Below are 14,368 nucleotides of genomic sequence, written 5' to 3'. Positions count from 1 at the left end.
ACTGTTTTTGCCCCGCGGTACGCGGACGCGGGGCCCGGGCTGTTCTCGTCCCCGATGGTGCACCAAGCTCCTGCTTTTCCGGAAAACAGCAATAAAAAATACCCCGCAACTTCTTGCGAGGTATCTTTGTGGTGCACCATCGGGGACTCGAACCCAGGACCCACTGATTAAGAGTCAGTTGCTCTCCTTAGTTGCTCACACTCATGGTGTATGCTGTTGTAATAAAAAGCACTTTTCTAACGATCAAAATCACTAAATATATCCTATGCAAAGTCATTGACCAGCACCGTTTTTGTGTGGCGCTGGTCTATTTTCTTTTACGCACTAATCAGCGGTATAAGTTTCTGTTCTTCTGTGATTTCCAAGAATTGCTGATATTCCATATTTAGCTTTATCGTAACCTGATACTTTCTTCCGACCTCCACTCTTTCTATCAGTTGGCTCAGTATCATGCGTTTGATTTCTAATGGTGCCGCATCGAATTCTTCTGCCCAGCCTCTAAATTCATCATAGTAGGTACGCAGTTTTCGAATCTCTGCAGCTTCGTTCAGCCTCGCATTTTGAAGTGCAGCATACTCTGCTTTCGCATCATCCAGTTCTTGTTGGTATCGCCGGATTTGCTTGGCAATCATATCCTCGGTAAAATTGCTTGTTCCATCAAGGCATTTCAGAATCTCACCTTCAAAGCGTTCCAAAGCATGCTGTGCAGTTTTAATTTTCTTTTCTACCGAAGCGCGTTTAGATTTTTGTAGATTTGATTCCTGCCTTATTCGGTTTTCTGCCATCCTTGAGTACGGTGTATCTCTAATCTGCTCAAATATCTTTGATACCGCTTGCAGAACGATAGCATCTACCCTCTCCGCAAGATATAATGCCTGTCCATCGCAGTCTCTGCCGCCTTTGTTTCGCTGACCGCGCTGAAAGCAGTTATATTTGGGCTGGACTTTTTCGCGGATACTGCCATCCGCCAGTTTGTAGCGATCCGTATGCATAAATCCCGACATCTTCGCACCACAGTGTGCACAGTACACGATGCCCGCCAGCAGCGTTGGATTCTGACTGGTGTGGGCGATTTTTCGTTCTTGCTCCGATTTGGCTTTTCTGCGGTTTATTATGTCATTTGCCTTATCGAATGTTTCCCTGTCGATGATCCGCAATTCTGGAATATACTCAGAACGAGCATTTTTCGTAATTATGTAGCCTGTATACCCCTCGTGGCGAATAATTCGGATTATATTGCTCGACTGGAACTTTGCTCCGGCACGGGTACGCAATCCTCGGTTATTTAACATTTCAGCCAGAGCATATCCGCTGGCGCCTTCTTGGATAACCTTATAAAAGAGCTCCCGAACCCATGTAGCTTCTTCCTCATTGATGACCAGATCCATAACAGGCTTATCACGCTTGTTTCGTCTGCCTTGGTCTTCTAACTTGTAACCATAGCATACGAAGCCACCTGTGTAGTGACCACTGGACACGATTTGCCGGATTCTATCGCGGGTTCGGATGGATGTTTTCTCCGATTCCCCTGCTGCCTGCCAAAAGCGGATGTAGTTCATCAGCTTATCGCCATGTGTCTCGATTTTCTGCTGACCTTCGTGGGTACTCCACATTTGAATTCCATGCTGGACGAACCATTCCAGCACAAAGGGAGTTTCGCTTTCGATTCGTCCGAGACGGTCAAACATATAGACTAGCAGAATATCAAATTCGCCGTTGGCGGCTTCTTCTTTCAATTGCTGGATGGCATCGCGTTTTGAGGCCGACACCTTAGAACCAGAGACGCCCTTTTCGGCCACCTCTTTTACCACCCGCCACCCTTGCTTTTGTGCAAACTTTCGGCAGTCAATTTTCTGCATTGGAATATCATCGTGGTCTACCTGCCCTTTTGTCGATACTCGATAAGCCAGTGCAACGCGCGGTGCATCCGCTTCAAGATGCATCTGCTTTCCCTTAAAATAGGCATCATCCAGCCACATCTGGTCCGCTACCGAAATTTCAATAGCTTGGCCATTCGAATCTACGCAAATCATTCTGTTCACCTCGCTGTTCATCTTGCGAAATGGTTGGTGCATTTTCGCAAGACAAACGATACTCTATTATAATAAGGAAAGCTATTCACCAAAACGGAGAACAATTATCTTACAAAGGGGATATAATTCTACCTATTATCCTGTTTTCCTTTCCTCTTGCTGTTTACGTAAGTCGTATGCGGACATAATTAATTCCTTAATGGGAATCATAACATCTGTATCGCACTTTTCACGAAAAACAAGAGTTGCTGTATATTCGTCGCAACTAATGCGAATCATCTTCGGATGAGTATTTTCAGCACTTTGCATTTTCATAATCCTCATATTCCCATACGCAGCCATCCGTTTTAAGCGGATGGTTTAACAGTCTACTTTCCAGACCTGTCAGATACAATTCATATCGCAGGTCGGTCTTTGTCGTGATAAGTACCGCTCCATGCTTTTGCATAAACAGCAAAATCGTATAGAGGACATTCAGATCATGGCTCAAACGGTCAAGGCTCTGAACTACAACTGCATTTACTCTCCCCTGCTGGATGGCCTGCAACATGGCAAACAAATCCGGCCGCCAAAGTTCATTACCGTATTTTTGCTCCATACATGAATTCACAATGATGTATCCACGGCGGTTAGCTTCTCTCATAACATCTGCCAGTTGATCTTCCAACGCAGAAAGATTTGGCATTGCGGTTCTCGCAAAAGCCCATACTTTATATTCTTTCATCATTGCACCTCATAATTTGTCCGCAAATGGTAAGCTGACATCGAATCTCGGTTGCCCGAATGAGGCTCGTGTAAAGCGGTCACCCACATAACGAGCCAAGCCAACACGAGCCAGTTCTTCGTTCAAATCACATTCCGTGGTAATAAGATAAATATCATGCTGGCGGAAAATTTCGATTACACCAACCAGCAGGTAGCTGTTCCGGCTAATTTGGTCTAGGTCACGAATCATTACCGATTCAACGCGACCAGCCTTTACAGCATCCAGCATACTGCGAAGGCCATCTCGGTCTTTCAAGCTGTTGCCCCCGCATTTATCAAATGATGTGCCACGAACTAAAAAACCATGACTCCCAGCCTCCTCAAACAAATCCGCCTGCCGCCGCAGTGCGCTTTGAACGTCATTTGTTGTGTACCGCACATAGATCCAAGTCGGATGTTCTTTGCAATAGCTCATAACTAAAATTCCTTCCTTTTATATAATGTACAGGGTTTTAACTAATCTTTCTTTTTTCGGCCACGTCCAATTCGCATCCATTTTTCCCGGTCAGGTTCGATTGAATTGTTCTGCTTCAAATAGTCAGCGTATGCTTTTTCGGCTTCTTCGCTCCAATTGTCTTTATCAAAGAGATCCTCTCTGTGGGGCGCACAGTTAAAGAAAGGATCTTTACTAAACCAAATTTTCAGATTATGAATTGTAAGGCGATCCACGAATCGTAAGGCTCGTGCCTGTTGGCAACCAATTGCATTCATAAATGAGTCCGGACAATCTGAGAGGATATGGTCAACACTTTCCGTTTCAATTTTCTGATAGAGCCGCTCAATGAGATCTGTCCCATCCGTTTGGACACCGCAAATTACATCAAGGATCTTGTAGTTTCGCCTTTCGGCAGTCATCCTCTGCACTGCGACATTAACATTTAGTTTCCTCAACTGATCATCATGAAGGCATATAAAAATAATTGCATTTTCCATTTTTTTGTCATTCCTGTCTCCTTTTATCAAATCATCAAACGCACAGTAATGCGCCGAAGTCCTGTTGGTGCGAACTTCGGCGCATAGTCTGCGTTTGATTTGCAACTGCATTTATCCACATTGCCCCAGTTGCCAGGACGACTTACAAGGCTGCTGCTTGGTTAATGCAGCATCATGGGCTTCTCACCCCAGCCAGGTTCTCTGCCTGCCGCCCTCATTGCGTGTGCTGTGACTGGACGGAAGTATCTTTGAAACCACATCTGTTATTGCGCTCCATCCCACCACAGGATGTTTATCAGATGACTCAATCGCTCGTACCATAATTTTGCCAATTTTCAGCTAAAAGCCGTGGTAGTCTTGGCGCATACTCTGTCAGCGCTTGCCGTAGTGTTTTTACCAAACACCTTTTCTCTCATGGGTTGACGGCAATGTGGCGAACGTACCTTGTTTGTCGGATATTCAATTTTCAAGGTTCTTTTTGAGGTGGCTTATTTGCCCCTTCACTATATAGCCAACGAGAACAGCCAAAATTACGAACCTCTCAAAAAATATTTTTAATTTTCTTCTGAAGCACAGAAATTCTGCTGTAAATCGTTGTTTTAGGAATTTTGTACATCTTTGAGATTTCCTTGATTGAATACCCCTGCATCTTATATAGAAGAATTTCAATCGTCAATTTGTCTGTGTCTTTCAAAATTGCATACAAGCGTTCATTTTCGATTTCATCTAACAAGCCTTGCAAGTTGCTCGCCTCTTTTGGCTTATCTACGACAGATAGTTTTTCAAGAGGCTCCGATCCGGCATTTAGCCGTTGGTAGTTTCGCTCTGACTTAAATGCATCCCAATCGTAGGTATGCAATCGTTGAATCGTGTCCTCATCAACACCTAATTCTCGCAGTTGATTCTCTTCCTTATTTTTCCATTTGAGCCATTCCATTTCGGCCTTTGCCTTGTTATAAGCCATTTTGTACCTCCGTCAGATTGAAAAAAGTTTCAAACCGATGGAGGTCTGGAGGCGAACGGCATCTCGACAGGTCAAAATGCAGATTCTTCATTGCCAGTACTTCCTAAAAGTGGTCAGCAAAAAGGCCGGGACGATTTAAATCGTCCCGGCCTTGCTACCGTATTGGCTGGCAACAAAAAAGAGCCCCATCGCTTATGCGATGGGGTGCTTATAAAGGTATGCTCTCTGCCAGCATACCCATTCTACATTTTTAATGTCGACTGTTCATTAGGCGTTATATAGTTATTTTCTTGTCTTTTTGATGACATTTCATTGTCACTGTGTAGTATTTATGTCGTAGTTTTGTTTATCCACTACTTTCTGTTCTTGCATTCACCTTTTCTCTTGGAATCACGATGGCCCACAATGCATATCCAAACAAAAGCACCGCTTCTTGACGTCGATTATAGTACACGCTTCGCTCCAAGCCCAGACTCTCAATGATTTCATCTACTCTGTACACCACTCCCGTTAGGTAATTTTTTGAAAGAAGTTCTGCATACAGGTCCCCCCGCTTGTAAAAAGTACGCACTCGCTCAATCGCAAGATCAATGAGTTGAATCCAATGTTCAGATTCCATAAGGTTCTGAATTCTGTATTCAAATTTCTCTCTTTGAACATCTGGAGCAAATTCCATAAGGTACGCTAATGCAGCAGTATAATCCTCACCATAGTGACAGGATTCATCCATAAGATAGTACGCATCATTTTGAACACTCCAGCAGATTCTGCGGTAGCTGCACAACAGCAACTGGCTTTTGGCGTAGATTGTATTCACATCAAGCCCTGCATTTTCGTACATTTTTATCACTTCTCCAGTGATTCCTGTTTTTCTCATGATACTGTAGTTCCTCCATTTCCGAACAGATGTGCGTTAGTGGTACATTGGCGCAGGCATCTTAGGGAAATCCGTGCTGAGTGTTGGTCTGCACGATTTTTCCATTAGTGATGCCGGCACGACTATCTTATTGCCAAATCGCTCCCTCAAGCGATCCACTGCTGATTCCAATCGGACAATGTCATCTTGTTTATCATAACCTGCAAACAAATTAAGTTGCTGTGGTGTGTCCTCTGGGACTAAATCAATTGCTCGTACCGTAATCGATCGTAAAGGCGTAGTAAACCGATGTTTTTTGAAGAAGAGCAGTTTGGCCGCCTGTGCCAAAAACAGCGTACTCTGCGTCATATACTCTAACTTCATCTGATACTGGCAGCTAAAAAGATTTTTATCTCTGACATTTATCTGGATTCCTCTTGCAGCCAAATGATTTTTCTTCAGTTTATAGCCAATTTCCTGCGTGAGGTCTAAGATTGTACGCCACACTTCCTCATCCGATTCCATATCCTTTGCCGTAGTTGCTCCATGACCGATACTCTTTATTGGTGCAATGTACCCATATCTGGCGACTCTTGATGTATCGCGACCATTTGCGTACAGCCATAGTTGAGTTCCCGCGACGCCAAATCGTTCCTGCAAAAATTGGAGATTGGTTTTGGCCAAAGCACCTATCGTATTGATACAATAAGAATCCAACTTCTTTGTTGTTTGCCTACCCACACCCCACAAGTCAGACACAGGTAGTGGCCAGACGAGTTCTTGAAATCCTTCTTCTGGAATTACCGTTGTTGCATCTGGTTTTTTCATATCCGATCCAAGTTTCGCAAATATCTTGTTTGACGCCACGCCGCAAGAAACGGTCAAGCCAAGTTCTTCTTTAAACCTCCTGTGAATTTCTGCTGCAATTTCTTCACCTGACCCAAACAGTTCCACACTGCCTGAAACATCAAGCCAGCACTCGTCCAGTCCATACGGCTCAATCAGAGGCGTATATTTCTTATAAATTTCGTGCGCAAGTCTCGAATACTGAACATACTTGTCATAGTGTGGCGACACAATAATCAAATTGTGGCATTTGTTCTTTGCCTGCCAGATGGCCTCTCCTGTTTGAACTCCAAACGCCTTTGCTTCATAACTTTTTGCAAGAACTATTCCGTGCCGTTCTTCTGCAGCACCACAAACCGCAATTGGCTTACCTGCAAGTGAGGGATTTAGTTGCCGTTCGATTGATGCATAGCAATTGTTTATATCGCTATGAATAATAACCCGCTTCACTTTTTTCATCCTTTCCGAAAAAGGGTATTGCATTTTCTATGCCGCCGTGTTATAGTTAGCTTGTAAGTTATCATTTTCATTAAAAAGTTATCTTTTCTTGTACTTATGATAACAGCGAGCAATCTTAAAGTCAACAAGTTTTCATAAAATGCTAACTTTAATTTCGGAAAGGTGGTTTTACGATGACCAACACATTGGGAACCAATATTGCAAAACTTAGGGAAAGTAAAAAACTCACACAAGAAGAACTCGGAAAGCTATCCGGTGTTTCTCGTGTGAGCATCTATAAAATTGAGACCGGACAAAGTACTCCAAGGGATACCACCTTACAGCATATTGCTGAGGCACTGCATACGACTCCTTCCGCTTTGAGAAGCAATCAAAACGAGTCCCCCACTCCTCAGCTCGACCAAGTCAAAGAACTCTATGGCGATCAGGGTGCAGAAGAAGTTAATGAGTTATTCGCCAAAAATGTCGGTCTTTTTGCTGGTGGCAAACTTTCACAGGCCGCCAAGGATGCCTACTACCGTGCGCTCACACAGGCATATCTCGATTGTCGTGCCGCAGCCGAGTCCGAAAAGAAGGACTCCGAGAATTGAAGTACAGACTATTGGACTCTCCATCTGGTAAAATAGAGATAGGCTCTCCAACTATACCTTTTTGCCGTATCAAACTAGTAATCCGAAGGGAGGGTGTGACTTATGGCAATTGAGTATATTATTGATGCCGTTGCTTTTCTCAAGCAAGAATATGGCGATATTTCTCCCATGGCCCTCGCCCACTCAAAGGGTATCCTTGTTGATGCACAGCATTATGGAAATATACAAGAATCCTTCCGAGGGTTTGCCATCCAACTACACGGAAAACTTCATATAACCCTGAATCTCGACCAAGATGAAGTAATGCAACAGGTGTGTCTTGCACATGAATTAGGGCATTGTATTCTCCACCCCTATTCTGCAGATGCGAGATCTTTCACAAGTCTTTCGTTGGACAACACCTCCACCACTGAATATTAGGCCAGCCTTTTTGCTGCTGAATACTTAATAAATGATAATGATATCCTCGCGCTTTGCCACGATGGATACAGCGTCCAGCAAATAGCTTGCTCACTTGGATATCCTGTAGAGTTGATTGTGCTTAAGGTCAAATTACTCTTATGCAAGGGATACTCCGAGCTACGACTTCCATTTGAGGCACATGGAGATTTTCTAGGAAATTGACTTTTAAAGAGGTACCCACCATGACACAATGGCAGCGCGTTTATATAGATGTGGATTGCATTATTCAATCGGATGGCGTAATGCGTCCGCGGATCATTAAATGGCCGGATGGTCGACACTTTATAATCGACAGAGTTATCTGCCGCCGTCAGGCCGCCGCTGCCAAAGCTGGCGGTCAGGGTGACCGCTATACCATCGCCGTCTGCGGCCAGGAACGTTACCTGTTTTTTGAGCGTTCTTCCAATATTTCTGGTAATACAATTGGGAAATGGTATGTTGAGGTCGAGGTGCCTGTTCAATAATTCTTTTTGACCCGCCGGGGGAATCCGACTACACAAAAGGAGTACAAATGTTTGCAGAACAGCTAAAACGAACCCGGCAATCCAGACACTATAGTCAAGCTGAAATTGCTTCAAAGCTGGGTGTCACACAGCAAGCCATTGCCAAATGGGAAACGGGAGTATCCACTCCTTCCCCTACCTCAATTTCTAAACTCTCGGATATCTTGGGTATCTCTACTGATGTACTCCTCAAAGGTGCCAAGGACATCTCCCCCGTTGGTCACGATTTCCTTGATGCTCCCGCTGAGTATTCCATCCCTGCCGTTGGGAAAATCAGACCATACGGAAAGTCATATATTTTCGACGAGCAGTATGGTTCCGCATGGGCATACGTGCCAAACCCGAATGACTATATTTACTATACCCTTGACGATGATGCAATGGCACCTCGGATAATGACAGGTGATACTGCGTTGATTCATTATCAGCAGCGTCTTTGCGATGGAGATATCGGCCTTTTTATCTATAATCCTTATCCAGTCGGCTTCATTGCGCAGTATAAGCAAGTAGGGTCATCAATAGTTTTGCACTTTTTTAATTCTACGCGAGAAGATTTCGTAGCCAAAAGTAATTTGCTTGACCATCTATTTATAATTGGCAAGGTTGTTGAGACAAGGGTCAAGTGGTAATTTCCACTGGACGTCAATTATTAGACGGTTACCTTCATACCTTTGGACTCAAAGTGTATTTAGCCAAAAATCCCCCGCAGAGGACCTTACGATGGGTCGCTCTGCGGGGGATGATTTTAGTTGTTGGTCTTGCGCTTTTTCAGCAGCAGGGCCAGGGCGGTGCCGGTCAGCAGCAGACCAGCCGTCATAAACGGCCAAGTGCCGATGCCGCCGGTTTCCGGCAGGTTGTAGCCGGGTCGGTTAGTCACAGAAACAGATGCTGTTCCACCGCCTGTGGGGCGGGTCACCTTGCGCACTGTGCTGTCAAGGTTATAGCCGTTGGGGGCCTGCACCTCGACATACCGGTACTCGCTTTCGGAAAGCCCTGCCCAAGTCAGGGTGCCATTAGCATCGGTCTTGACCACAGACTTCAGGTACCATTTTGTGCCATTTTCGTCCTCGTACGTCAGGTCTGGCTTCTTGGTAACGAGCAATGCACCGCAGGCATCTTTCGTCATCTGGTCCGCTTCAACCGGGCTGTACAGGGCAAAGTAAGCATCCTGCAGCTTGATCTCAGGCTTGTTTTCCTCGATCTTGGTCAGCTTCGCTGCCCAACTGGTGCCAATGTTTACACATTGCAGCGTGTTTTTATTGGCATAGTTGTAAGTAAAGCTATAGCTGCGTGCCGTGCTGCGGTTAATGGAACCATAGCGGTAGTCACCTGTAATCGGCAACTCGATCACATGATAGGTGCTCCCGTTCTTCCATGTCCAAGCCGTATCAGTTGCGGTCCAGGTGCCGTTTGCATAGCTGTACTGCTTCAGGTCTTTCAGCCATGGGGCATCGGATTCCATCTGGCCGGGGTCAACCTTCTTTGCCACATACGTGTAGGTACGCCCTTGCAAGGCTTTGGCCAGGTCGGCTTCGGTAAAGTCATCCTTCAAGGTCACTGCGGCACCGTCATAGATGACAAAATTGAATTTTGCATCTGCACCGGCAGCCATAGCCTCACCATCCGGGGTCTCCAGGCGCTTTTGCAGGGTGGGCACATACGGGGTACGCAGGCCAACGCCCGAGGGGGCAGCTTCCAGTGCAGTTCCGCCATTCACCTCATAGTGGTAACCAAAACTGTTGTAAGCGGTCTGGCCGGGTTCGATGCTGTCCGGGGTATCTGCTTTGGCGTCGTACTCCACGGTAACTTTGCTGTGTGCAGGCATGGCTGCACCAGACGGGTCATCGATAATAATGCGGAAAGATCGTGCCCCCTCCGGGTTCGTCGTCCATTTAACGGATTCCTTACCGTTCCAGTCATCCCCATCAAAGCTAACGTCCTTGCTGTACTGTATTTTAATGTACTTAGGGTCGATTACCTTTGTCTCAAATGTACCATCATTTTGACGGATGCTGGCCTTTACGGTGAATGTATTGCCCTCTGTCAGGCTCATCTGGTATTCACTGCCGCGCATATCGTCGTCCTGGAAGGGGTTATGATCTCCCTCTTGCGGCAGGTTATTGATAAGCACCAGTTTGGTCAGGGCCTGCGGGGAGGCATAGACCGTATTGTCCACCGTCAGGGTATAATGGACCTTGTCGTTCTTGTCAGGCAGGATGGTCGTGGTATCCGCCTCGTCGGAGCTAGTCGAGTAAACTGTATGATCTGCCGGGTCAGTCTGGGAGACGGCAATCGACGAGCTGGTAGAGTAACCGTAGGACACCATTACATTCGCACTGCTGCGGATGGAGGCGCGGGTCTTATCCCAGTACGGTGCAGACAGCTTCTTATCAATCACGCCCTTGGTAGCCGTACCATCCCAGCCCAGGTCGTCCCGCAGCGGGGTCAGCCAGGCGGTGTTGGTGTAGGTCTTGTTGACCAGCCGAGAATCATCCGGCTTTTCGGTCCAAAACCGAAAATCTGTATAGGTTCCGCTCTGAACTGCCCATGTGGGACCAGCCAGCCGTACATTCACGCGGAGTTTTCCAGATACCGTATCCCGAACAATCGCAATGTAGAACGAAGGATCTTTTTCTACAACAGGGTGACTACGATAGGTTCCGCCATGTGTATCTGCCTGTATTTTTATTGGATCGCCATTTACTTTGAGCCGCTGGTTCGCCACCAGGAATGTGTCACTTGCTTTGTCATAATCCCCGATCGAGCACAAAAACGCATTTTTTCTGCAGCCGCAGCAGTTTTTGCTTCTGCGGTCTGCCTCTTGGTGGACTGCGCTTTTTTCTGTGCCACAACAACTCTTCCTTTCAAATTGTATTGCGCCAATGCCCCAAGGCTGTGAAGCGACGCAAAGGCTCCTCTCCCTCGTCCCTTCCCCGGGGATGGCGGGCTGGGGGCATGGCAGCCATAGCTTCCCGGTCCCCTGGTCCTATGAGAAAACATTAGCATATTCTAGCCCGAATTTCAATCCTTGCAGGCTTTTTTCGTGGCTGTGGGCACAGATACAGAAAAATACGTGTGCAGCCACAGGCAGAACTGTGCGGAAATCTGTCTGAATGTGCGCTTGGGGCATAGGGGCGCTGGAGGGGCGCGGAGCTTTTTGCCTGAAAAAAAGCGGGCGGCAGATGCCGTCCGCTTGGGGGGCTGATTTTCTTTTACATGCCCGCTTTGGAAGGTGCGGAGAGCTGGATGAAAAGCTCGATTTCAAACGGGCGATGCCAGGGAAAGGAAATTTGGCTGATTTCCACCTGTGCAGGGAGAGAAAGCCCTTTGGCCAGCCGGCACATCTGCCGTGTCACATATTTTGCAAGCAGCTGTTCCTGCCAGGAGCCGTCAAAAGAGAGCCCTTTTCGCTGCGCGTATGCAGCAACGTCCCGGCGCACCAGGCTCATATAAAGCCAATCCTCCAGAATCCGATGGCAGGTGAACAGGGCACTTTGTGTGCTATCTTTGCCGCAGAGCATTCCCTGGGCGATGCAGCAGCCGGCAGCATTGGCCGCTGTGTTCCAGCCTGCATAGGCATAGAGCGTTTTCAACAGATTTTGCTGCTGCAAAAGGTCCATCCATTCCCGGTCGGCTCCGTTTGTGACAGCCAGGTCGGCCAGAATCACAGGCTTTTTGGCGGCCAGTGCCCGCAGATTGGCGGCGAGATCGGGCAGGCATCGTTCGCCAAAAGCAGAGTGAGGGGCGGGAGATTTGGCGTCGCCCATGGCGCTTTGCCCTTCGGTGGGGGCGTTGACAACAAGGATGTAGTCGGCTTCTTGCAGGGAAAAGCAGGTTCTGCCGCCGGCCGCGGCGACCAGCCATTTGAGGTTTTCGCCCAGCGGCCGGTCTTCAAAGCGGGGAATAACCATAGGTGCGCCGGCGCTGCTGTAACAGATGTGCACCGACGGGGTTATGCCGCGGCTGTGGTTGACCGCCCGTGCCAGCAGGATGCAGCCGGCCTCATCGGCGCCGGAGTAGCTGTATATGCGGCTGCCCAGCGCGTGGCTGCGGATAGCGGCGGCGAGCTGCTGCCGCTCTGCGGCGGCCCATCCCAGGAGAGCACAGTCGTCCAGGGGGATGGTGAGAAAATCCAATACCCCCTGTTCCGCCAGAAAAATAGTTTGCAGATTCACCGCGTGGTTGGTGCTGCGCCGGCTGCAGAAATCGGAGAGGACGGAGCGCGGAATGCTCTGTTCCAGGCCGGAAAGCTCGGATTTTTCTTCGGCTGTGGCCAAATTGCGCTGGATTTTGTCCCGCAGCACTCCCACACGGAAGAGGGAGCTCCCGTGCTCGGCATAGTAGTCCGGCTCCTCGTCGGCAGAATTGTAGCAGGGCGCCCGCATGATAAGGCTGAAGGCAAAGAGCTTGACCTGGGGATATCGCGCGCGCAGATCGGCCAGAAGATGCAGGCGATCCAAACATTCCCGGGTGGTTTGATGGTGCAGCCGGGAAGGGACGATGCCGCCATATACGAGCATATCAATCGAGATCACCGCATAGTCACAGCAGGAAAAGTTTTTTCCCAGCCATTGCGCCAGCAGCAAAAACGGGGCAGGCCGCTTTTTGCTGCCCATCAGCTCTTTGGGAGGGAGCAGCAGCTGGACATCGGTGCATTTTTCGACCATTAACGCGGGATAGAGAAAGTTGCAGGGGCGCTCATCCAATGGCAGCAGTAGGATACGGGGCATAGCCAGTCCTCCTTTTTATGGAGCGAGAATCTCGTCGATGAGCTTGTCCGCCATGGAAAGGCTGCGGGGCACGTGGAACGGGCCCTTGAAGGTGCTTCCCTTGCAGGCAGGCAGCGTGGGTTTGCCGTCCCGGCGCAGGTATCCATACCACTCCCCGTATGCAGGGTCGGCGAAGTGGTCGCGGCAATAGGCGATGGTTTTGTAGAACCAGTCCAGATAGGTTTCGTCCCGGGTGTCGCGGTAGGCCATGAGGCTGGCGATGAGGATTTCGTTGTGGGGCCACCACAGCTTCATGTCGTGTTCATAGGCTTCGGGGGGCAGCCCCATGCAGTCAATGAAATAGAGCAGACCGCCGTATTCCTGGTCCCAGCCGGCGTTGATGGCAAAACGGAACACATCCTCGGCCTTCCGGTGCAGGTCCCGGCTGCCGATGCGGTTGGCTTCCTCCATCAAAAACCAGCTGCACTCGATATCGTGGCCCGGGTTGACGACGCGCCCCGCGGAAATGTCGCTTTGAAATTCTCCGTTCATCCCCACCGATTCCAGGGTGCAGTGCAGATCGGGTTTGTGGTGGTAGGCGAAGATGTCGTGGACGCACTGGGCGGAATACTGGTCGTAGAGAGCGGCCTGTTCCGGGTCTACACGGCGCAGAACGCTGGTCATGTTCAAAAAGATCATGGGGTCGGCCAGAGCGCGCCCCTTTCGGGTTTCGGGGATGGTTTTGGGGCCAAGGCCGGTGGGGTCGGGAGCGCCGTGGTTCAGATCGTATACCAGCTGATAGGCCCGGCGGGCTCGTTCCAGGCATTTTCTGTCGCCGGTAATGCCGTAGTATTCCGCATTGGCGATGGCATAAAATCCCTCGGAAAAGCAGTACCGGCGCTGGCGCAGGGGCTTTCCGTCTGCCGTCACGGTGAAGTACATCCGGTTTCCGGCACTGCGGTTGATGCAGTGGTCTTCCATAAAATCCAGACAGGACCGGGACGCTTCCAGCCATTCCGGCCTGGTGCCGTACAGGCGGCACATGTGGGCAAAAATCCAGCCGCACCGTCCCTGCATCCAAACGCTTTTATCGGTGGAAAACACCTTGCCTTCCCGGGTCAGGCAGGTGTAGATGCCGCCGTGCTCGGGATCCATGCCGTTTTTGAGCCAAAAGTTCACAGAGGATTCAAGTTCGGTGCGAATCCAGCTTTGCCAGCTGCGCAGTTTTTCGGTATCCATTGTTGTAAA

Annotated in this window: 16 protein-coding genes; 4 read left to right on the top strand and 12 right to left on the bottom strand. The window is 48.6% G+C overall.

Going from position 1 to position 14,368, the window contains the following annotated elements; translation table 11 throughout:
• Positions 1 to 317: 317 nt before the first annotated feature.
• The 8 genes from OGM67_12120 to dinB form a co-directional block, all read right to left on the bottom strand.
• On the bottom strand, positions 318 to 2,054 hold the full coding sequence (locus tag OGM67_12120) for a recombinase family protein (protein UYJ34309.1): 1,737 nt from the start codon (positions 2,052 to 2,054) through the stop codon (positions 318 to 320).
• Between the two features lie 114 nt (positions 2,055 to 2,168).
• A complete protein-coding gene (locus OGM67_12115) occupies positions 2,169 to 2,342 on the bottom strand; it encodes a hypothetical protein (GenBank protein UYJ34308.1) in 174 nt (57 codons plus the stop codon).
• Positions 2,329 to 2,760, bottom strand: coding sequence for a recombinase family protein (locus OGM67_12110; protein ID UYJ34307.1), 432 nt, complete (start codon positions 2,758 to 2,760; stop codon positions 2,329 to 2,331). Before OGM67_12110 ends, OGM67_12115 begins: the two co-directional genes overlap by 14 nt.
• A 6-nt stretch (positions 2,761 to 2,766) precedes the next feature.
• Positions 2,767 to 3,213, bottom strand: coding sequence for a recombinase family protein (locus tag OGM67_12105; protein UYJ34306.1), 447 nt, complete (start codon positions 3,211 to 3,213; stop codon positions 2,767 to 2,769).
• Between the two features lie 41 nt (positions 3,214 to 3,254).
• Positions 3,255 to 3,842, bottom strand: coding sequence for a hypothetical protein (locus OGM67_12100; protein UYJ34305.1), 588 nt, complete (start codon positions 3,840 to 3,842; stop codon positions 3,255 to 3,257).
• Between the two features lie 430 nt (positions 3,843 to 4,272).
• The gene (locus tag OGM67_12095) at positions 4,273 to 4,695 is read right to left on the bottom strand and encodes a sigma-70 family RNA polymerase sigma factor (GenBank protein UYJ34304.1); all 423 of its coding nucleotides are present in this window, start codon (positions 4,693 to 4,695) and stop codon (positions 4,273 to 4,275) included.
• A 346-nt stretch (positions 4,696 to 5,041) separates the two neighbouring features.
• Complete coding sequence (locus OGM67_12090) at positions 5,042 to 5,572, bottom strand: hypothetical protein (protein UYJ34303.1); 531 nt, start codon at positions 5,570 to 5,572, stop codon at positions 5,042 to 5,044.
• A 36-nt stretch (positions 5,573 to 5,608) separates the two neighbouring features.
• The gene (gene dinB, locus OGM67_12085) at positions 5,609 to 6,856 is read right to left on the bottom strand and encodes a DNA polymerase IV (protein UYJ34302.1); all 1,248 of its coding nucleotides are present in this window, start codon (positions 6,854 to 6,856) and stop codon (positions 5,609 to 5,611) included.
• A 173-nt stretch (positions 6,857 to 7,029) separates the two neighbouring features.
• On the opposite strand from dinB, the gene OGM67_12080 reads away from it, so the two are divergent.
• The 4 genes from OGM67_12080 (at position 7,030) to OGM67_12065 (ending at position 9,040) form a co-directional block, all read left to right on the top strand.
• Complete coding sequence (locus tag OGM67_12080; protein UYJ34301.1) at positions 7,030 to 7,446, top strand: helix-turn-helix domain-containing protein; 417 nt, start codon at positions 7,030 to 7,032, stop codon at positions 7,444 to 7,446.
• 102 nt (positions 7,447 to 7,548) lie between these two features.
• Positions 7,549 to 7,866: a hypothetical protein gene (locus tag OGM67_12075; protein UYJ34300.1), complete on the top strand. Its 318-nt coding sequence runs from the start codon at positions 7,549 to 7,551 to the stop codon at positions 7,864 to 7,866.
• A 224-nt stretch (positions 7,867 to 8,090) separates the two neighbouring features.
• Complete coding sequence (locus tag OGM67_12070) at positions 8,091 to 8,372, top strand: hypothetical protein (protein ID UYJ34299.1); 282 nt, start codon at positions 8,091 to 8,093, stop codon at positions 8,370 to 8,372.
• Between the two features lie 47 nt (positions 8,373 to 8,419).
• Entirely contained in the window at positions 8,420 to 9,040 is a 621-nt protein-coding gene (locus OGM67_12065; GenBank protein ID UYJ34298.1) for an XRE family transcriptional regulator, read from the top strand.
• A gap of 116 nt (positions 9,041 to 9,156) precedes the next feature.
• On the opposite strand, the gene OGM67_12060 is transcribed toward OGM67_12065, so the two are convergent.
• The 4 genes from OGM67_12060 to OGM67_12045 form a co-directional block, all read right to left on the bottom strand.
• Positions 9,157 to 10,986: a prealbumin-like fold domain-containing protein gene (locus OGM67_12060; protein UYJ34297.1), complete on the bottom strand. Its 1,830-nt coding sequence runs from the start codon at positions 10,984 to 10,986 to the stop codon at positions 9,157 to 9,159.
• Between the two features lie 125 nt (positions 10,987 to 11,111).
• The gene (locus OGM67_12055; GenBank protein UYJ34296.1) at positions 11,112 to 11,261 is read right to left on the bottom strand and encodes a hypothetical protein; all 150 of its coding nucleotides are present in this window, start codon (positions 11,259 to 11,261) and stop codon (positions 11,112 to 11,114) included.
• 362 nt (positions 11,262 to 11,623) lie between these two features.
• On the bottom strand, positions 11,624 to 13,141 hold the full coding sequence (locus tag OGM67_12050) for a DUF4127 family protein (GenBank protein ID UYJ34295.1): 1,518 nt from the start codon (positions 13,139 to 13,141) through the stop codon (positions 11,624 to 11,626).
• Between the two features lie 15 nt (positions 13,142 to 13,156).
• The gene (locus OGM67_12045; GenBank protein ID UYJ34294.1) at positions 13,157 to 14,359 is read right to left on the bottom strand and encodes an AGE family epimerase/isomerase; all 1,203 of its coding nucleotides are present in this window, start codon (positions 14,357 to 14,359) and stop codon (positions 13,157 to 13,159) included.
• Positions 14,360 to 14,368: the final 9 nt, after the last annotated feature.

This window comes from Oscillospiraceae bacterium, assembly GCA_025757985.1.
Lineage (GTDB): Bacteria > Bacillota > Clostridia > Oscillospirales > Ruminococcaceae > Gemmiger.
This window is presented reverse-complemented; position numbering and strand designations above follow the sequence as displayed.

Coding starts and splice junctions, on each gene's coding strand:
- OGM67_12120 (UYJ34309.1), bottom strand. CDS start 2,054: ATGAACAGCGAGGTGAACAGAATGATTTGCGTAGATTCGAATGGCCAA.
- OGM67_12115 (UYJ34308.1), bottom strand. CDS start 2,342: ATGCAAAGTGCTGAAAATACTCATCCGAAGATGATTCGCATTAGTTGC.
- OGM67_12110 (UYJ34307.1), bottom strand. CDS start 2,760: ATGATGAAAGAATATAAAGTATGGGCTTTTGCGAGAACCGCAATGCCA.
- OGM67_12105 (UYJ34306.1), bottom strand. CDS start 3,213: ATGAGCTATTGCAAAGAACATCCGACTTGGATCTATGTGCGGTACACA.
- OGM67_12100 (UYJ34305.1), bottom strand. CDS start 3,842: ATGCAGTTGCAAATCAAACGCAGACTATGCGCCGAAGTTCGCACCAAC.
- OGM67_12095 (UYJ34304.1), bottom strand. CDS start 4,695: ATGGCTTATAACAAGGCAAAGGCCGAAATGGAATGGCTCAAATGGAAA.
- OGM67_12090 (UYJ34303.1), bottom strand. CDS start 5,572: ATGAGAAAAACAGGAATCACTGGAGAAGTGATAAAAATGTACGAAAAT.
- dinB (UYJ34302.1), bottom strand. CDS start 6,856: ATGAAAAAAGTGAAGCGGGTTATTATTCATAGCGATATAAACAATTGC.
- OGM67_12080 (UYJ34301.1), top strand. CDS start 7,030: ATGACCAACACATTGGGAACCAATATTGCAAAACTTAGGGAAAGTAAA.
- OGM67_12075 (UYJ34300.1), top strand. CDS start 7,549: ATGGCAATTGAGTATATTATTGATGCCGTTGCTTTTCTCAAGCAAGAA.
- OGM67_12070 (UYJ34299.1), top strand. CDS start 8,091: ATGACACAATGGCAGCGCGTTTATATAGATGTGGATTGCATTATTCAA.
- OGM67_12065 (UYJ34298.1), top strand. CDS start 8,420: ATGTTTGCAGAACAGCTAAAACGAACCCGGCAATCCAGACACTATAGT.
- OGM67_12050 (UYJ34295.1), bottom strand. CDS start 13,141: ATGCCCCGTATCCTACTGCTGCCATTGGATGAGCGCCCCTGCAACTTT.
- OGM67_12045 (UYJ34294.1), bottom strand. CDS start 14,359: ATGGATACCGAAAAACTGCGCAGCTGGCAAAGCTGGATTCGCACCGAA.